The 18454-nt window shown below is 35.4% G+C and carries 18 protein-coding genes; all 18 read left to right on the top strand.

Annotated features, from left to right (window positions below; genetic code table 11):
* Nucleotides 1–22: 22 nt before the first annotated feature.
* The 18 genes from rplQ to T513_RS0110655 all read left to right on the top strand — a co-directional run bounded on the left by rplQ (nucleotide 23) and on the right by T513_RS0110655 (nucleotide 18250).
* Nucleotides 23–385 (top strand): 50S ribosomal protein L17, encoded by a 363-nt coding sequence (gene rplQ, locus T513_RS0110740; RefSeq protein ID WP_029070258.1) that lies wholly within the window; start codon nucleotides 23–25, stop codon nucleotides 383–385.
* A gap of 263 nt (nucleotides 386–648) precedes the next feature.
* A complete protein-coding gene (locus T513_RS0110735; RefSeq protein ID WP_029070259.1) occupies nucleotides 649–894 on the top strand; it encodes a hypothetical protein in 246 nt (81 codons plus the stop codon).
* 98 nt (nucleotides 895–992) lie between these two features.
* Nucleotides 993–1868, top strand: a complete 876-nt coding sequence (locus T513_RS0110730) for a MurR/RpiR family transcriptional regulator (RefSeq protein WP_029072389.1) — start codon at nucleotides 993–995, stop codon at nucleotides 1866–1868.
* Between the two features lie 48 nt (nucleotides 1869–1916).
* On the top strand, nucleotides 1917–2738 hold the full coding sequence (locus T513_RS0110725) for an energy-coupling factor transporter ATPase (protein WP_031590104.1): 822 nt from the start codon (nucleotides 1917–1919) through the stop codon (nucleotides 2736–2738).
* A complete protein-coding gene (locus tag T513_RS0110720; protein ID WP_031590103.1) occupies nucleotides 2714–3565 on the top strand; it encodes an energy-coupling factor transporter ATPase in 852 nt (283 codons plus the stop codon). The genes T513_RS0110725 and T513_RS0110720 overlap by 25 nt, the downstream gene beginning before the upstream one ends.
* A complete protein-coding gene (locus tag T513_RS0110715; protein ID WP_031590102.1) occupies nucleotides 3558–4355 on the top strand; it encodes an energy-coupling factor transporter transmembrane component T family protein in 798 nt (265 codons plus the stop codon). Before T513_RS0110720 ends, T513_RS0110715 begins: the two co-directional genes overlap by 8 nt.
* On the top strand, nucleotides 4352–5092 hold the full coding sequence (gene truA, locus T513_RS0110710; protein ID WP_031590100.1) for a tRNA pseudouridine(38-40) synthase TruA: 741 nt from the start codon (nucleotides 4352–4354) through the stop codon (nucleotides 5090–5092). Before T513_RS0110715 ends, truA begins: the two co-directional genes overlap by 4 nt.
* A 61-nt stretch (nucleotides 5093–5153) precedes the next feature.
* Nucleotides 5154–6398: a D-alanyl-D-alanine carboxypeptidase family protein gene (locus T513_RS0110705; protein WP_031590099.1), complete on the top strand. Its 1245-nt coding sequence runs from the start codon at nucleotides 5154–5156 to the stop codon at nucleotides 6396–6398.
* 200 nt (nucleotides 6399–6598) lie between these two features.
* Nucleotides 6599–7036, top strand: coding sequence for a 50S ribosomal protein L13 (gene rplM, locus T513_RS0110700; RefSeq protein ID WP_029070266.1), 438 nt, complete (start codon nucleotides 6599–6601; stop codon nucleotides 7034–7036).
* A gap of 13 nt (nucleotides 7037–7049) precedes the next feature.
* Nucleotides 7050–7439 (top strand): 30S ribosomal protein S9, encoded by a 390-nt coding sequence (gene rpsI, locus T513_RS0110695; protein ID WP_029070267.1) that lies wholly within the window; start codon nucleotides 7050–7052, stop codon nucleotides 7437–7439.
* Nucleotides 7440–7674: 235 nt separating this feature from the next.
* Nucleotides 7675–10716 (top strand): EAL domain-containing protein, encoded by a 3042-nt coding sequence (locus T513_RS11850; protein ID WP_051654446.1) that lies wholly within the window; start codon nucleotides 7675–7677, stop codon nucleotides 10714–10716.
* 182 nt (nucleotides 10717–10898) lie between these two features.
* Nucleotides 10899–11669 carry a phage tail tip lysozyme gene (locus tag T513_RS0110685; RefSeq protein WP_031590097.1) on the top strand — a complete coding sequence of 257 codons (771 nt, stop codon included), beginning with the start codon at nucleotides 10899–10901 and terminating at the stop codon, nucleotides 11667–11669.
* A 61-nt stretch (nucleotides 11670–11730) separates the two neighbouring features.
* On the top strand, nucleotides 11731–14232 hold the full coding sequence (locus tag T513_RS0110680; RefSeq protein WP_031590095.1) for a translation factor GTPase family protein: 2502 nt from the start codon (nucleotides 11731–11733) through the stop codon (nucleotides 14230–14232).
* Complete coding sequence (locus T513_RS0110675) at nucleotides 14229–14963, top strand: CheR family methyltransferase (RefSeq protein WP_031590094.1); 735 nt, start codon at nucleotides 14229–14231, stop codon at nucleotides 14961–14963. The genes T513_RS0110680 and T513_RS0110675 overlap by 4 nt, the downstream gene beginning before the upstream one ends.
* A gap of 116 nt (nucleotides 14964–15079) precedes the next feature.
* On the top strand, nucleotides 15080–15952 hold the full coding sequence (locus T513_RS0110670; RefSeq protein ID WP_029072396.1) for a shikimate dehydrogenase: 873 nt from the start codon (nucleotides 15080–15082) through the stop codon (nucleotides 15950–15952).
* 74 nt (nucleotides 15953–16026) lie between these two features.
* A complete protein-coding gene (locus T513_RS0110665; RefSeq protein WP_274518087.1) occupies nucleotides 16027–16341 on the top strand; it encodes a PTS sugar transporter subunit IIB in 315 nt (104 codons plus the stop codon).
* A 219-nt stretch (nucleotides 16342–16560) separates the two neighbouring features.
* Entirely contained in the window at nucleotides 16561–16986 is a 426-nt protein-coding gene (locus T513_RS0110660) for a hypothetical protein (protein ID WP_029072397.1), read from the top strand.
* Nucleotides 16987–17059: 73 nt separating this feature from the next.
* Entirely contained in the window at nucleotides 17060–18250 is a 1191-nt protein-coding gene (locus T513_RS0110655) for a hypothetical protein (RefSeq protein ID WP_031590092.1), read from the top strand.
* Nucleotides 18251–18454: the final 204 nt, after the last annotated feature.

The raw sequence follows: 18454 nt of genomic DNA, 5'->3' as shown, positions 1-18454 counted from the left end.
AGAATTTGGAAGGAGCTCTATAATGGCAAATAATAGAAAATTAGGACGTGTGTCTTCTCATAGAAAAGCTATGTTACGTAACCTAGCTACTGATGTCATTATGCATGGTAAGATTGAAACAACTGATACAAGAGCTAAAGAAGTTCGTAAAGTTGTTGAAGAATTAATCACTTTAGGTAAACGTGGTGACTTACATGCAAGAAGACAGGCTGCTGCTGTACTTCAGGATGTTGTTGATCCTAAAACTGGAAAAACTGCTTTACAGAAGTTATTTGATGAAGTAGCACCTAAATATGCTGATAGAAATGGTGGTTACACTAAAGTCTTAAAGACTTACAACCGTAAAGGTGACAATGCCACTATGGCAATCATCACATTATTATAGAAAAAGGCGAGCAATGCTCGCTTTTTTTATTCTATTTGAGGGATTTCCTTGCGGAAGAAATCAATATCTGCTGATCAATGAAATAAAAAGCAGAATAGAAAGACGTTCTTTTTGTATTTTGAAAATATTTTATAATGACATTTACAAAATACGTTTATTTAATTGTTAATTCATGTTAATGACGTTAAAATGACATCAATTACACTTGTTTATCACGATATAATTCGTTATTGTGATTCATATAAACACAGGAGGAATTAACTATGTTATTAAATAAATTACAGAATAGATTACCAGAAATCTCAGCAGTGGTAGCTGAAGAAAAGGGAATTGATCAGTTAGCAGTACGCTATGAAAAAGGAGAAAGCTTATCAGCATCTTTCTTAAGAGCATTACATGCATTCTTCAATAGTGTACCATCAGTTGCTGATGTGATCTCTGAAGATGAAGAAATGCCAACAGATCAGCTTATTGCTGGATTGAAAAAAGGAAACTTTAGCTTTAGATAAAAACAGCCGAAAGGCTGTTTTTTTCATATTATGTACATTTTTGTAACCCTTTGCATTTACACTGTAATGTTATTATAATGAAATGCGAGGTGAATGTCATGATACTTAATAAGATAGAGAAAACACATCTTTCAGAAAGTGAGTCGGTCATTATGCGTTATATTCTTACTTTAGGAGAAGATGTTGCTAATAAGACAACTCAGGATATTGCCAAGGCGACGTTCACAAGTGCACCGCTGTGTGTAAGAATTGCGAAGAAGCTCGGCTATGAGGGCTGGAATGATTTTAAGAAAGCTTTCGTAGAAGAGCTGCAATATATGTATGCGACAAAGGATGTGGATGCCTCCATTCCTTTTGTGGTTAATGATGACTTAATGACTATTGCCAATAGTATATTGAGACTTGAAGAAGAAACAATTAGCGATACGAAAGCCTTGCTTTCTCACGATGATCTTGCAAAAGCTGTCTCATTACTAAGAAAGGCGGAAGTCATTGATATTTATTCAAAATCTAGCTATGTCTATTTAGCTCAAGGATTTATGCAGAAGCTATATAGTATTCATAAGATGGTCAATGTAGATGCGAATATCGGTAATCCGATACTCCAGGCGGCAATGGGAGATGAGACACATGTGGCCATTGTTATTTCTTATTCTGGAGAGACACCTATTACTTTGAATGCGGCCTTTAAGGCACAATCAAAGGGGACGCCGATCATTGCGATTACGAGTATTTCTCAATCCACATTGTCTAAGATGGCGGATGTTTCATTAAGAATCAGCTCTCAGGAAATGCTGAACACTAATATTGGACAATTTGCCAGCAGCCAGTCGATTGCCTGCATTCTTGATATTCTATATGCAGCGATATTCTCATTTGATTATGATAAGAATCTAGAAAGAAAAATAGATATCGGTAAAGAAGTAGATGATGGTTATTCTGAATATGAATATATCAGCAAGGTGGATGATTGACATAGAGTCTTGAATAACATAAAATGAAGAACATTAGGGGGAATTCTCATGCTTCATGTAGAAAATTTATGTTTTGAGTATGATGAAGGATTAAAAACCATCGATCATATTTCATTTCATGTCGAAAAAGGCTCATATACGACAATCCTTGGCCATAATGGATCAGGGAAGAGCACCATTGCAAAATTGGTTATCGGTCTACTTGCAGCTAGTCAAGGACATATAGAAGTAGGCGGTATACCATTAAGTGTAGAGACACTAAATGATGTAAGAAAACAGGTAGGCATCGTATTCCAGAACCCAGACAATCAGTTTATCGGATCCACCGTCCGAGATGATATCGCTTTTGGGTTAGAAAATCTTTGTGTGCCTCATGATGAAATGGAAGGCATTATTCAAGAGTATGCCAAAAAAGTTAATATGCTTGATTTCTTGGATCATGAACCAACAAAACTTTCCGGAGGACAAAAACAGCGTGTTGCTATTGCGGGTATTTTAGCAATGAACCCACATCTTATTATTTTAGATGAAGCAACCAGCATGCTTGATCCTAAGGGAAGAAAAGAAATCAATGAACTTGTACGCTCATTGAATCAAAAGAATCATATGACCATTCTTTCTATCACTCATGATATAGAAGAAGCTGCTAAAAGTGATCATGTCATCTTATTAGAAAAAGGACATATCATAGATGAAGGTGCACCAGAAAATGTGTTGTCCGACACTAAGCGCATCAGAGATTTGGGATTAGATGTTCCATTTGCTTATCAGGTATCTGAAGAGCTGATTAAAAGAGGAATACCGGTAGAAAAGACACTTGATACAGAAAAGTTGGTGAAAGCACTATGTCAATTACATTCGAAAATGTAGAATACATCTACGGAGAAGAAACACCAATTGCTTATCAAGCACTAAAGGGTGTCAATCTTCATGTTGAAAAAGGATCATTCACAGCCCTGATTGGTCATACAGGAAGCGGTAAATCCACTCTCATTCAACATATCAATGCTTTATTGATTCCAAGCTCAGGAAAAGTCACAATCGAAGACTTTGAAATCACGCGTACCAAAAAGCCACAGCTATTAAAGCCATTGCGCAAGAAAGCAGGACTGGTTTTCCAGTTCCCAGAATATCAGCTTTTTGAAGAAACAATAGAAAAAGATATTACCTTCGGACCACGTAACTTCGGTGTATCTGAAGAAGAGGCCAAACAAAAGGCAAGAGAGTGCCTTTTGCGCGTTGGCCTCGATGAATCCTATCTCGAACGTTCACCATTTGAACTTTCCGGAGGACAAAAGCGTCGTGTCGCTATTGCCGGAATTTTGGCAATGGATCCAGATATCCTGGTATTAGATGAGCCTACGGCTGGTCTTGATCCTCAAGGGGCAAAGGATATGCTTGATCTGTTTAAGGATTTTCAGAAGTCGGGGAAGACAGTGATTATGGTATCTCATGATATGAATCATGTGTTGAAATATTGTGATCATGTAATTGTGATGAACAAGGGACAAGTTGAAAAGCATTGTCGTGTAGAGGATCTCTTTAAGGAAAGAGATTATCTTCAACAATTAAGCATTGATTTGCCATTGATGACAGATTTTATTGATAAACTTAATAAGAACGGTTTCCATATTGATCATGCGATTAACAATATGGATGATCTTATTAAAGAAATAGGAGGTGAACTCCATGAATGATATTATTTTTGGACAGTATCTTCCTGGCAATTCAATAATGCATCGTCTTGATCCAAGATTAAAGATTGTAGGATTATTGGTATTGCTTATTACCATTTTCTTTGATGCAGGATTTTTAGGATATGGTATTCTTGCCTTATTGGCCATTGGTATTGTTGCTTGTTCATCAATTCCATTAAAAAGAATCATGAAAGCCATGAAGCCAATATTTTTTATGATATTATTCTTGGCAGTCTTTAACTTATTATTAATACAGACAGGACATGTGATCTTTAGATTCTGGATCTTTAAGATCTATTCAGGAGCAGTAACGCAGACTGTCTACATTATTATCAGATTGATTCTTATTATCACGTTAACTACTACCCTTACTGCTACAACTAAGCCATTGGATCTGACTTTAGGATTGGAACATCTTATGAAGCCTCTTCATAAGATTGGCTTTCCGACTCATGAAGTCGCTATGATGATTTCTATTGCCTTACGTTTTATTCCTACATTATTGGAAGAAACACAGCGTATCATGAAAGCACAGGCTTCCCGTGGTGTGGATTTTCAGGAAGGGTCACTTAAAGATAAGATTGGGGCAATCATTTCTTTGATTATCCCGTTGTTTATTTCTGCTTTTCAAAGAGCAGAAGATCTTGCAAATGCAATGGAGAGCCGTAACTATATTCCTGGCGCATTGCGTACAAGATATCATCAATTAAGTTGGAAAGGAAGAGATACCATTGCAGCTCTTATTCTCTGTACTGTTTCAATGGGAATCTTTGCGTTAAGTCTTTTATGACAAGAATTAAATGTATAGTGGCTTATGATGGGACACTCTTTCATGGATGGCAGATTCAAGTTAAAGAACGCAGCGTTCAGGAAGAGATTCAGAAGGCACTTAAAAAAATTACAGGTGAAGACATCATCATCCATTCTTCAGGAAGAACGGATGCTGGTGTTCACGCTGAAAACCAAGTTTTTCATTTTGATACCGACAAGAACATCAATGAGAAACAATGGGCAAGAGCATTGAATCATTTCTTGCCGGATGATATTTACATTAAAGATAGTGAAGCAGTCAGTGATGATTTTCATTCACGTTATAGTGTAAAGAAAAAAGAATATCATTATCGTTTATCAACGAATACATATTCGCCCTTCGATCGTCATACGATCTACCAGTATCCTTATGGCAAGCTGGACTTAGAAATCATGAGAGAAGCAGCTAAGATCTTTATTGGAGAACATGATTTTGCATCTTATTGTGTCTATGATGAATATGGAAATACCATCAGAACACTTTATGATTTCACCATTGAAGAAAAAGATGGCTTCTTTACTTTTAAACTAATTGGTAGTGGCTTTAGAAGATATATGGTCAGACATATTGTCGGTGGTGTCATTCAGGTAGGTGCTCATCGTCGCAGCATTGCTTATCTTAAGGAGCTTCTTGATTCTAAGGGAGAAAAGAAATGCTTGTTTAAAGCTGAACCAGAAGGATTATATTTGATGCATGTTCATTATGAAGAAGAGTAACATCTTCTTTTTTTATTTTATAGTGTTATAATGAGAAAGATGTGAAATGGGGAGGGAAACGATGAAGAAAATTATTATTGCCTTTATTGTCCTATGTTTAGCAGGGGCAATTGGCTATGGAGTAAATGAATACAATATTTATTCATCAACGACAATGAAGAAGAAGGAAGTTGTACTATATGAGCAGGATGTTCTTCATGTCGATGGTGGAAAAGAGAAAGTGAGTGCAAAAGTAGGAAATCCTAGCTTACTTGATGTGAATGTCAATAAACATGCGATTAAGCTGGTAGCTAAAAAGAAAGGGAAAACTGATCTTAAGGTAAAGTGTGGCTATAAGAACTTTAATGTGAAAGTAGATGTCAGACCATATCAGATTTCTCATAAGGATTTAACTTTATTTGTAGGACAGAGCTATAAGGATCCAGGTGATTTTGGTGGCAAGGTGCCTAACTATCAGGTTAAGGATTATGCGACTTCAAAGAATGGAATGATTACTGCTACAAAAGTTGGAAAGACTAGTTATAAAGCTACAATTGGCAATACGATGTTTAAAGGTAATCTTACAGTAAAGCCAATGAACTTTATGTCTGAAGGATTAACTATCTATGATAATACTGATCATTATAATCTTTACAGTAAAAATAGTGATAAGCGTATTAATCCTGCAAGTATTACAAAGGTACTTTCAGTTTATACTTACTTGAAGACAATCAAGAGCCTTGATGAAAAGGTGAAAGTGAAACAAAGTGATATTGATCAATGTTATAGCTGTGGAGGAGCGTATATCTCAGGATTTAAAGCTAATGAAACAGTCACATATCGTGATTTGATTTATTCAGCATTGCTTGTATCAGGAGGAGAAGCAATCTTTGGATTAGAACGTCTTTGCTTTAAGAATAAAGAAGCAATGCGTAATGCGATGAACAAGTATGCGAAAGAAGCAGGAATGAACCATTCGCATTTTGAAAATCCAGTTGGAATGAGTAATCCTAGTCATTATATGACAGGTAATGATATTGTGAAGATGATGAAGTTTGTATTGAAAGATCCTACTTTCAAGAAAATGTTCTTTACGAAGAGCTATCAGACTACAAATAAGAAGCATACTTTTAAGTCTCCTTCATCTGGATATGGAAAATTAGCTAAAGGTGCGAAGACAGGATATACAGTAGCAGCGAAGATGTGTATCGTTGTTTGTAGTCAATATAAAGGTCATACATTCTTTATTGCTCAGACGGGGGCAAACAATAAAATTGACAGATTTAATGATATAAGGAAGGCTCATCAAATCATTACGAATTTATAATTGTTTTTTTGATTTACCAATTGACAATTGATTGAACTTGTTTATAATATAGGTTGTCTCTTTGAGGGGCGAATGCGCCTTTAAGAGTTTGATTTGTTTGTTTATTTGAGTGATTGGTCATCTTATCAAACCAATCGTAAGCTTTGATAAACTCATTAAAAAAAGACCCCGGTAAGGTTAAATTTTAAGGAGATACGAAAATGAGACAAACAACTATGGCTAATAAAGCCACAATCGAACACAAATGGTATGTTGTTGATGCTACTGATATGGTATTAGGTCGTTTAGCATCACAGGTTGCCACTGTATTAAGAGGAAAACATAAACCTACTTACACTCCTCATGTAGATACAGGGGATTATGTAATCATCGTTAATGCAGACAAAGTAAGAATGACTGGTAATAAACTTGCTAATGAAAAGTATTACCATCACACTGGATGGCTTGGCGGACTTAAAGTGAAAACTGCTAAGGAATTCTTAGAAAAAGATCCTACAGGATTTGTTGAACATGCAGTAAAAGGTATGTTACCACACAACACTTTAGGTAGAGCACAAGGTATGAAATTATTTGTATATGCTGGTCCTGATCATCCACATGCAGCTCAGAAACCAGAAGAATTGAAAGTTAAAGGGTAAGGAGGACGAGTAAATGGCAAATGTACAATACAGAGGAACAGGACGTAGAAAAACTTCAGTAGCACGTGTTATCTTAACACCAGGTACTGGAAACGTTACTATCGATGGAAGAGATGCTAAAGAATATCTAATGTCAGATATTCTTGTTCAGATCGTCAACCAACCTTTAGAATTAACTGGAACAAAAGACAAATTTGACGTAACTGTAAATGTATACGGTGGAGGATACGCTGGTCAGGCTGGTGCAATCCGTCACGGTATCGCAAGAGCTTTATGTGAAGCTGGAGATTATAGACCAACTTTAAAAGCAGCTGGTTTATTAACTCGTGATGCTCGTAAGAAAGAACGTAAGAAATACGGCCTTAAGAAAGCAAGACGTGCTCCACAGTTCTCTAAACGTTAATCTATTGCTGAGGAGAGCAATGATGAAAACCCCATTTTGGGGTTTTTTTATTGCTCATTTAATTTAAGGGATAAGCTTTATGTAAGTTTCAGATATTATTAAGTTAAAAGAATAATTTGACCATTTTTTTACTTTTCGATCATAAATTATTGATTTTTTCATAATTTGATAGTATATTTTTTAATTGGCTATGCATATATAGAAACGAATAATAGAAAGTAAAGGGAAATTATTAATGAGTAAAGGAAAAACGGATGTACAAACGTTTATGTCTTCGCCCGGCAGGGAGGAGTCATTTTTAAATGAAGGAACACTCACTCGTTTTTATAAGGGAGAAGATCGTTCCGATACATCTTTTGATTTAGATTTAAAATCGATTACATGGGATTATGATTTACTTACCGGGTTACCATGTATGAAAAAATTCTTGGATCTTGTATCAACTGATTTTCAGCAATATGAGAATTATGTATTCCTCTATTTCAACCTCACTAATTTTAAATTATTTAATGCGAAATACGGAATGGAAGCAGGTGACCAGCTCCTAATTGAGATTGCCAATATCTTGAAGAATGTCTTCAAGGATGATTGTTTGTCTCGTTTCTCAGATGACCATTTTGCAGTTTTTACAAAAGATCATGAGCTAGAAGCAAAAATAAAACGTGCTTATCAGCTGATTAGACATCAGCCTTTTGCTAATGGGATAGATGTCAAGATAGGTGTCTATGAAGTAAAAGAAAGAAATGTCAATCCACAGACAGCGTGTGATATGGCAAAGATTGCCTGCGACAGCATGCGTACTAAAAATGATCGTTATTTTGAATACTATAAGCCAGAACTTCTAAGAAGAATGGAACTTGCAGATTATATCATTACCCATATTGATGAAGCCGTTGCCAATGACTATATTAAAGTGTACTATCAGCCAGTTATTCGTACACTTAATCGTACTTTGTGTGGAATGGAAGCGCTCGCTAGATGGATTGATCCAGTCAAGGGGTTCATGAGTCCTGGTGATTTTATTCCTGTATTAGAAGAAAATCACTTGATTCATAAGTTGGATCGTCATATTGCCAAGCTTATCTGTCAGAACTATTCTAAAAGAGTTGCTAATGGTGATCCAATCATGCCAGTCTCATTCAACTTATCGCGTTTAGATTTCTTATCATGCGATATGTTTGAAGTACTAGAAAAGTATGTCAAGGAATATAAAGTTCCTAGAGATATGATTCATATTGAAATCACTGAAAGTGTATTTGTGGAAGATGGACTTATCATTGGTGATGTCATAAGACGTTTCCATAATGCTGGATATCAGGTATGGATGGATGACTTTGGAAGTGGCTTTTCTTCACTTAATGTATTAAAAGATTACAATTTTGATGAATTAAAGATCGACATGGTTTTCCTTTCACATTTTAACAATCGCTCAAAAGAGATTGTTAAATCAACAGTTGGCATGGCAAAAAACATTGGAATCCAGTCACTAGCTGAAGGGGTTGAAACGGAAGAACAGTTGGTGTTCTTAAGAGAAATTGGCTGTGAGAAAGCACAAGGATATCTTTTCAGTAAGCCATCTCCGTATATGGATGCTTTGAATGCCTGCATCTCAAAAGGTATTCAAGTAGAAACCCGTACAAGAAAAGAGTTCTTTGATGCACTTAACAAAGTTGACTTTATGACTGATTCAGCTTTTGCGATTATCGAAGATGACGGAGAAAAGGTAGAGATCCTTTTTGCCAATAAAGACTTTGTATGTGCCTTAAAAGAGAATGATATCTTTACAAAAGAACAGGCATCAGCCATAGTCAATTCACCACATTTACCGGTTGCTAAACTATATAGAAGATTTATTAAGACAGTCATTCGTACAAGACAGCCAGAAGTTGTCAGCTTCCCATTAAAGAAGGCTATTTTACAATTAGAAGTTACATGTCTTTCTCAATGTCAGGGACATTATCTTTATCATGTTCGCATGTCTGATCGCTGTATTGAAAAGAGCATTAAAGTACAGCGCAGCATGAATATGATGCTTAGAAATATTTATTATCTTTATGATGAAATCATGATCTATAATCTAAGTGGATCAAATGATCACCTTGATCTTACACCAACATTAGGAAAATATGTTAATCTTGAAAAAGGATTAGAACGTGAAATAGAGCTTTATTGTTTAGAAAAGATCTTCCCTGAAGATCAACAACGTTTTAGAGAATTCGCAGATAAAGAACTGTTGTCAGATTATGTTAAGACAAGTGTTAATGGTGCTAGTGTTGGCTATTTTAGAACAAGGGATGAGAATGGGAATTATCCTTGGAAAATGCATACCATAATTCCTATTCCTCAGGAGTGTTCTTATATGCACTGTGTCAATAAAACCGCATTTAAGGATGTTGATTTTGGCAAAGCTATATTAAAAGATTATTATTTCTCTATGCCCAGAATGAAGGAATTAGATCGTCATGTAAAAGAGGATATTATCATCAAATCTGAACTTTGGGATAATATGATCACATACTCTAATACACCATATTTTTGGAAGAATGAAAATCGTGAGTATGAAGGTGTTTCAGATACTTTCCTTGATTATTACAAGCTTAAAGGAAAAGAAGACATCATTGGCAAGAAGGATGAAGATCTTCATTGGTATATCAATGAAGGACAGATAATCAATGAAGAAGAAGATATTCTTAAGAATGGTGTCATAAGACAAGTATCTGTCTGTCAGTCTCATAAGGAAGGATTGCTAAAAGATACAATCATTGTCAAGAAGCCATATTATAAAGATGGTTTTGTGGCAGGACTTATTGGATATATTGTTAACTTTAAAGAAGGAGAAAACGTTGTATCCAATGATCCGATCACAGGACTTCTCAACTATGATGGTATTGTAAAAGCTGCCATCAGCTATGAAGAAGATTATCATATCTACGGAATAGAATTTGCTAGCATCATAATTGAAATCATGGAATATGATCGTATTATTAAAGCCTATGGTAGAGAAGTGGGAACTTCTTTATTACGTAAGGCTGCAGGAATCATCTATGATACAGTAGATGGAAGAGGAACTGTTGGAAGACTGGAAGGTTTTACTTTTAAGGTTATGATAAAGTTCAATAAACGAGAAGAAGTAGAAAAACTTAGTGATAAGATCAAGAAAGCTTTATACGAAATTCATGAAGTAGATGGATTTAGCTGTGCAATCTTCCCGCATATAAAAATTCATTATGCATCGGATATTGATGGAGTAGAGAATCTTTTTTATCAGATGTTATAAGCGTAGGAAAAAGTCCTACGCTTTTTTTAAAATCATTCATGCCTTTATCTAATCCTTCTTTTAAAATTGAAGTAAACTTTAAATTATTAAGATTTTCTTAAGAAAAACACTATTATTTTCTTAAGAAATATGATAAAGTATACGTAGTTTAAATTTTAAGTATCAAACGAAAGAGGGATATTATGAATAAGATGAAGAAAACTTTAGCTGCAGTTGCTTTAGTATGTGCTATGGTAACTGGATTATTTGTAGGACCTAGCTTAATGGCAGATGCTGCTACAAATGAAAAGCTTACATATAATGCATTAATGGCACATAAATTTACAACTTCTCAGGCAACAGGAATTATGGCTAATATTTATCATGAATCTCGCTTTAATCCTAAAGCTGGAGGTACGTTCTACGGATTAGTTCAGTGGGGCGGTGCTAGAAAGTCTAGTTTAAGAAGATATTGTTCAAGACATGGTCTTAATTCTTCTTCAATTGTTGGACAGGTTTCTTATCTTGTTCATGAATTAAAGACAGTTGAACATTCTGCTTATTCTAAAGTAAAGAAGACAGCTAACTCAGCTGCTGGATCATATAAATCAGGTTATAACTTCTCATATTATTATGAAAGACCTGCCAACAAGGCAGCTACTTCTCGTAGAAGAGGATCAACTGCTAAGAATAAGTTCTGGTCAAAATATAAAGGTAAGAATTCTGTATCAGTTAATGTTGCAGAATCTGTAAAGACAAAGGCAACTAAGAAAACATATACTGCTGGTACTTACAAAGTTACTAATTCTATCTTAAATGTAAGACGTAAACCTACTGTTTCAAGCAAGAAGATGGGTGTTCTTAGAAGAGGACAGAAAATCCAGGTTAGAACTGTTAAAAATGGTAAATGGGGTATGTTTACTTATAAAGGTAAGACATGCTATGTAAGCTTGAAGCTTGCTAAAAGAGTATAATGAGAATCATCGTACGATGATTCTTTTTTTTATGTTACAATAAAAACAAGGAGGCATTTTCATGAAAGAGATTGTGGTTGGACTTTTGGCACATGTCGATGCAGGCAAGACGACATTGTCAGAAAGTCTTTTATATAAAAGCGGTACAATTAGAACACAGGGGAGAGTCGATCATGAATCGACTTTCCTTGACTATGACCAACAGGAGAGAAAAAGAGGTATTACGATCTTTTCTAAGCTTTCCTCTTTAACTTTTAATAATACGAAGATGACATTTATTGATACACCGGGCCATGTCGATTTCAGTGGTGAAATGGAAAGAGCACTGTCCATTTTGGATTATGCTATTGTGATCATCAGCGGCAGTGAAGGTGTACAATCGCATACTAAGACAATATGGAAACTATTGGAACACTATCATGTTCCAGCATTCTTTTTTGTTAATAAGATGGATATGTCCCATTATAGTGAAGAAGAGCTTCTTTCTTCTTTGCATACTTTATCTGATCATATTGTGAAACTAGATAATCATGAAGAAGTCGCAATGTGCAGTGAATCACTTTTAGATAGCTATCTTGAAAAAGGGAAGCTAAGCGATGAAGAGATCACGTCTGCTATTGCTTCACGAGAGGTTTTCCCGGTGCTATTTGGTAGTGCTCTTAAAAATGAAAAGACTGTGGCACTTCTAGAAATGATTGACCAGTATACTAAGAGTCCTTCTTATAAAGATAATCTTAGCGGTATTGTCTATAAGGTCTCACATGATGAAAGTGGAGAACGTCTTGTTCATATCAGATTGACTGGTGGAAGTCTTAAGCCTAAAGATGAGATTAATGGGGAAAAGATCAATCAGGTGAGAATCTATCAGGGTGCCAATTATACTTTATCTAAGGACTCTCATGCAGGAGAAGTTGTCACATTGACTGGCATTAAGAATCTTGAAGCAGGTGATGTCTTTGGCGATGAAAGAGCACAAAGTCATTTCTTAAAACCTTATCTTCTTTATGATATTGATCTTCATGAAGGAGAGGATCAAAGAAGAATGCTTAAGCATCTGACGATGCTTAAGGAGGAGGAACCTCTTCTTCATATGAAGATGTATACTGATCATGTACAGGTTTCTTTAATGGGAGATGTACAGATTGAGATATTAAAGGATATCATGAAGGAACGTTTTCATGAAGATATTACTATTGGAAATAAGAAGGTTGCCTATAAGGAAACGATTACTAGCTCAGTAGAAGGGGTAGGTCATTTTGAACCTTTACGTCATTATGCAGAAGTGCATCTTTATCTTGAACCATTAAATCAAGGGGAAGGATTGCAGTTTGTCAATAACTGTCAGAATAATCTTCCTGAGCATTATCAGCGTCTGATTATGACACATCTTCAAGAAAAAGAGCATCTTGGGGTATTGAGTGGTTCACCTATTACGGATATGCGTATTACTCTTCTTGGTGGTAAAGCCCATGATAAGCATACGGAAGGAGGAGACTTTAGGGAAGCGACTTACAGAGCGGTAAGACAGGGACTGAAGTCTACTACTTCCATCTTGCTTGAACCTTATGGTCATTATACTTTGGTGATTCCATCAATGCATTTATCAAAAGCTTTCTATGATTTTGAAAACTATGATACACCTCGTATTGAAGATGATGATGGTACGATCGCAATATTAAAAGGAGAAGCACCTTTGAGATTCCTTTCTGATTATCAGTTATCCGTATTGCATTATACGAAAGGTGAAGGCTCACTGATGATTGAAGAGGTTGTCTATTCTGAAGTTAAGGAAGACGTTGAAACTGATTATGATAGTGAACTTGATAGAGACAATCCTACCGGATCCATCTTCTGTTCTCATGGTGCTGGCTATTATGTGAAATACGACGAAGTAGAAAATAAGATGCATCTCCCTTTCTTCTCATTAAAGAAAGAGAATACACAAAGCACGCACCGTGCGATGACTGTTAGCGATGAAGAAGTCCGACGCGTCTATGAACAGACGTATGGCAAGCAGGAACGCAAGCTTGCCAAGGACTTCTACGGCGCACCAAAAGAAGCTGAGACATCAGCCATGATGTCAAAAAGAAAAGAAGACTGTCTATTGGTAGATGGATACAATGTCATTTATGCGGATAAAAAGTTGACAGAAATTGCCAATGAAAATTTAGGAGCTGCAAGAGATCATCTTGTAGATGCATTATGTAGCTATCAGGGCTTTAAAAAAGGCGTGCTCATCATTGTCTTTGATGCCTATCAGGTAGAAGGCGGACGTGGCAGTATGGAGCCTTATCATAATGTGTATATTGTCTATACAAAAGAAGCGCAGACAGCGGATGCGTATATAGAAAGTGCCACTAAGAAATTAGCAAGTGAATACAATGTCATTGTGGCAACGAGCGATTATGCCGAACAGAAAATTGTTGTAGGACATGGTGCCACAAGACTATCCGCAAGAGAGCTGCTTTTAGAAATGGAAGCTGTAAAAAAAGAAGAATTCTCTACTTTTGAAAGAAAAAATGTGATTGTTCCTAATACGCTTATGGAGGATCTTGATCGATGAATCGTTCACAGTTAAGAGAGATTCTTGATATTCTTCATGAAAAAGTAGGAGTAGAGTTTATTCATTATCATAAAGATGCAGTAATCAATGCGATCACAAAAGAATGTGTCAATGATGATGTGGATGATTATATTGAACAGCTAAAGATCAATGATAATCTTGTTAATAGACTGGCTTCAAAGATCTTAGTAGGTGTTACAAGATTCTTTAGAAATCCACAATTCTTTGAAACTCTTAAACAACATATTCCTCACAAGGGGTTCCTCAGATTCTGGGTGGTGGGGTGCGCAACGGGCGAAGAAGCTTATTCATTAGCCATCATCCTTGAAGAGCTGGGCTGTAACTACAAAATCATTGCGACAGATGTCAGCATGGATCGTGTTGTACAGGCACATGTTGGTCTTTATGGCAATGGGATTGTAAGTGATATTTCAAAAGAACGTCTTGAGCGGTTCTTTATAAGAACATCAAGAGGCTATCAGGTTAAAGGATTGCGTCATAATATTACTTTTAAAACGCATGAATTATTTGAAGATGATGCGATTGAAGATATTGATGTGATATTATGTCGCAATGTGCTTGTCTATTTTGATCATTTTAATTATGACTACCTCTACGATAAGTTCTATTCTTCATTAAACGATGAAGGATTATTATGTGTTGGACAGATTGAACAGGTAAAGTCGTCGCTTTTTGAAAAAGTGGATGAGTGTATTTATAGAAAAATATAACTATTTATGATAATAAAAAATATAAAAATAGAAAGTTAGAGAAAATATAAAAAATAAGGGGTTCACATATCCGGCATATACGAGTAAAATAAGAAAAAAAGAAGCGGGGGAAAAATATGGCAGAAAGAAGAATCCCAATTACGGGACATACTGAATTGATTACGTTGTTGGCTACACCAATTAGACATTCGATGTCGCCAGCTATGCATAATGCAGCTTTTGATAAGCTAGGAATGGATAAGGTTTATGTGCTATTTGAAGTAGGACAGGAAGGTCTTGAAGATGCAGTTAAAGGTCTTAAGGCGATGGGAGTAAGAGGATATAATCTTTCCATGCCTAATAAGACCGCAATTATTCCTTATCTTGATCATCTTTCACCAGTTAGTCAGTTATGTGATGCAGTCAATACTGTTATTAATGATAATGGTGTATTGACAGGAACTTCTACTGATGGAGAAGGATGGGTACGTGCTGTTGAAGATAAGATTGGTTCAATCAAAGATAAGAAGATTGTCCTTCTTGGTGCTGGTGGTGCCGCAATCGCTATTTTAGCGCAGGCTGCTATTGATGGTGCTAAAGAGATTGCAGTGTTCAATAAGAAAGATGCGTTCTGGGATCGTGCTAAAGAAAAGGTTGAATTGATTAATGAGAAGACTGATTGTCATGTGACTTTGCATGATATTGATGATAAGAAGGATTTAAGAGAAACTATTCGTCATTCTGATATTTTAACAAATGCGACTAGTGTAGGTATGAAGCCTCATGAAGATAGCTGTCTTGTAGAAGAAGATGATCTTCATGAACATCTTCTTGTAATGGATTGTGTCTATAATCCAAAAGAAACATTGCTTTTAAAGCGTGCTAAAAATAAAGGCTGTCAGGTTCAGTCAGGTGTTTATATGATGATTTATCAAGGAGCAGCATCATTTAAATTATGGACTGGAGAAGATATGCCAGTAGAATATGTTAAAGAACAATTAGGTTTATAGAACAAATGAAAGCGGTTGTAAAATAACGCTATCTCCTTTATACTTAAAGTGTCGGAAGTATACAAAAGGAGAGAATGAATATGAAAATAATGTTATGTTGTGCGGCAGGTATGTCGACGAGTCTGCTTGTCACGAAAATGCAGAAAGCCGCTCAGGAAAAAGGATTGGATGCAGAAATTTGGGCTAATCCAGTATCTGAAGCGAAAGATCATCTTGATGTCGATATTATCTTGTTGGGCCCACAGATCCGTTATGCGGAAAAATCAATTAAGAAACTTGTAGATGGAAAGATTCCTGTACAAAATATTGATATGCGAAGCTACGGTAAGATGGATGGCCAGAAAGTATTGGAAGATGCTTTGGCATTTATGGATTCGTTTTCAGAATAATCACAAATGTGAATAAGATGTATTCAAATAATGATAGAATTTTAGAAAAGAGTGGTAATTACCACTCTTTTTTTGATTTTTAAAAGAAAACGACTGCATTCTAACCTGTGTTATACGGTATACCGTTATAAAATGAGAAATTTTTTTAATGAAAAGTATAAAAAATGACTTGTATGAATAATTAGTTGGTATAATAAATATATAAAGAAGGTGATTAGGATGAAACAGAATGAAGATATGAACGAATTAGTAGGGGAAATGGAAGAAAAGAATATTCGTGTGGGTAAGCAGTCAATCAACTATGTACAATTGATTATTTTGTTGACGATTGTAGGACAGATTATCTTTAGTTTTCTTCCTACATTTACTCATAGTGTTCTAGGTCGCGTTGAGCATATCAACTTCATTAATATGAGTGGATTTTTTGCAATGGCGATTGCAGTTCTTGTAGGGATTGCAGTTTATATGAAAAAACGTATTACGTCATTGGCTTTTTCAATCATGAATGGACTTATTGTCTATATCACATGTCTTAATGAAATTGATGATTTATCTATCGGTGGATATTTGTTGCTGGTGGATGTTGGCATTATGATTGTCTCTACTTTTGTTTTGTATTGGAAACATCGTTACGAGGATGTGTAATCACATCCTTTTTTGTTTTTTCTTGTAGATGTGTTAAGATGAGTGTACATCTAAAATAAAAGGAGTTGTAATTGTGAAAACAAGATTGAAACAAAAAGGTCTTATAGCTATTATTGCGTTAGTAGTTATATTGGTATTCGCTTCTGTATCTTTCTTTATTCGTTCTGCTCAGATTTCTGGAGAGAAGAAGGCATTACAGGAGATTACAGCTGGATTAAAGACAATTAATAAGAAGTATTCTACTTCAGTGTCTTCTTTATCTCAAAAGCTAGTAAAAGCTAAGGGGAAAGAAGGAGATAGCTACATGAGTGTATTGAAAGCTTATGTTACAATGTTAAATGAAGCCTCTAAGCCAGAAGCTAATCCTGAAATTATTACTGTATCAAAGGTATTTGATGATAAGGTGGCAGATTCTATCAACGGCTATATTTCTGAACCTAATATAGATTATTATTATGCTTATGTGGATATTGATCATAATAAGACAAATGAACTTGTTATTGGTAAAAAGGTAGAGGATGGTATTCAGCCAATTGAAATCTATGGCTTTAACAATGGTAAAGTGACATTGATTGCGGATCAGACACTACTTGGTGATTATGAAGTAGATTTGAGTGAAATGACTATTTCTAAAGATGGCTATATTACTGTCTATGGTGATTATGGTGATCAGGCTGCTTATCTACAGGTAGGAAAGCTTGATAAGAATGGCTATTCTTTCAAGTCAGAAAAAATGTATATCGTGTCACAATCAGGAAAAGAAAATAATTCTAATGCTGAAGAATTAGAGAAGGTTAGAGAAAAGCATCCTGATAATGTGAAGTACAGCTGGAATCAGTTTGTAAAACCAGGAGCTTCTTCTTTATATAAAGGAGCGTACACTGAACTTATTAAATTGTTTGATAAGGATTCGAACTATAGATCATCATTGGTGAATATGACATCTAATGAACTTCCTGCATTGTATTTAACAAATAAGAAAGATGGATATAGAGAATATATTAAAAGCTATATGTTTATTTATACTGATCAGGGATTGAAGTCCATCTCTTTTGGTAATGAGAAAGTGAAGTATTATGAAACTGCAGGATATCTTCAGGTTGGCAACAAGTATTACAAGATTGATAGTACGGGATTTGTTTCTATGAAGAAGGAAGATTATCTAAAAGCAGTGAATGATATTAAAGATGAAGTAGATGAAAAGACTATTTCTGATAAAGATATGGATGAAAGTGCAGATACATTAAATGATCTTGCGAACTAAAAAAGGTTGTGATTATCAATCACAATCTTTTCTTTTATTTTTTAAGAGACTTATTGTCTACAAAAAAAGTAAAAAATGTGTATTTTCTTGTTGACGATTGGATGACATAATGCTATTATATGTGAGCAGTCAGCGAGATGGGCCTGTAGCTCAGTTGGTTAGAGCGCACCCCTGATAAGGGTGAGGTCGATGGTTCAAATCCAT

This window comes from Kandleria vitulina DSM 20405, assembly GCF_000702065.1.
In the GTDB taxonomy this organism is placed as follows: Bacteria; Bacillota_I; Bacilli_A; order Erysipelotrichales; family Coprobacillaceae; genus Kandleria; species Kandleria vitulina.
This window is presented reverse-complemented; position numbering and strand designations above follow the sequence as displayed.

What these genes read in the sequence shown, in the direction of transcription:
- truA (WP_031590100.1), top strand. Translation starts at nt 4,352, where the DNA reads ATGACAAGAATTAAATGTATAGTGGCTTATGATGGGACACTCTTTCAT.
- rplQ (WP_029070258.1), top strand. Translation starts at nt 23, where the DNA reads ATGGCAAATAATAGAAAATTAGGACGTGTGTCTTCTCATAGAAAAGCT.
- T513_RS0110665 (WP_274518087.1), top strand. Translation starts at nt 16,027, where the DNA reads ATGAATATGAAAATAATGTTATGTTGTGCGGCAGGTATGTCGACGAGT.
- T513_RS0110715 (WP_031590102.1), top strand. Translation starts at nt 3,558, where the DNA reads ATGAATGATATTATTTTTGGACAGTATCTTCCTGGCAATTCAATAATG.
- T513_RS0110720 (WP_031590103.1), top strand. Translation starts at nt 2,714, where the DNA reads ATGTCAATTACATTCGAAAATGTAGAATACATCTACGGAGAAGAAACA.
- T513_RS0110675 (WP_031590094.1), top strand. Translation starts at nt 14,229, where the DNA reads ATGAATCGTTCACAGTTAAGAGAGATTCTTGATATTCTTCATGAAAAA.
- T513_RS0110705 (WP_031590099.1), top strand. Translation starts at nt 5,154, where the DNA reads ATGAAGAAAATTATTATTGCCTTTATTGTCCTATGTTTAGCAGGGGCA.
- T513_RS0110670 (WP_029072396.1), top strand. Translation starts at nt 15,080, where the DNA reads ATGGCAGAAAGAAGAATCCCAATTACGGGACATACTGAATTGATTACG.
- T513_RS0110730 (WP_029072389.1), top strand. Translation starts at nt 993, where the DNA reads ATGATACTTAATAAGATAGAGAAAACACATCTTTCAGAAAGTGAGTCG.
- T513_RS0110735 (WP_029070259.1), top strand. Translation starts at nt 649, where the DNA reads ATGTTATTAAATAAATTACAGAATAGATTACCAGAAATCTCAGCAGTG.
- T513_RS0110680 (WP_031590095.1), top strand. Translation starts at nt 11,731, where the DNA reads ATGAAAGAGATTGTGGTTGGACTTTTGGCACATGTCGATGCAGGCAAG.
- T513_RS0110725 (WP_031590104.1), top strand. Translation starts at nt 1,917, where the DNA reads ATGCTTCATGTAGAAAATTTATGTTTTGAGTATGATGAAGGATTAAAA.
- rpsI (WP_029070267.1), top strand. Translation starts at nt 7,050, where the DNA reads ATGGCAAATGTACAATACAGAGGAACAGGACGTAGAAAAACTTCAGTA.
- T513_RS11850 (WP_051654446.1), top strand. Translation starts at nt 7,675, where the DNA reads ATGAGTAAAGGAAAAACGGATGTACAAACGTTTATGTCTTCGCCCGGC.
- T513_RS0110660 (WP_029072397.1), top strand. Translation starts at nt 16,561, where the DNA reads ATGAAACAGAATGAAGATATGAACGAATTAGTAGGGGAAATGGAAGAA.
- rplM (WP_029070266.1), top strand. Translation starts at nt 6,599, where the DNA reads ATGAGACAAACAACTATGGCTAATAAAGCCACAATCGAACACAAATGG.
- T513_RS0110685 (WP_031590097.1), top strand. Translation starts at nt 10,899, where the DNA reads ATGAATAAGATGAAGAAAACTTTAGCTGCAGTTGCTTTAGTATGTGCT.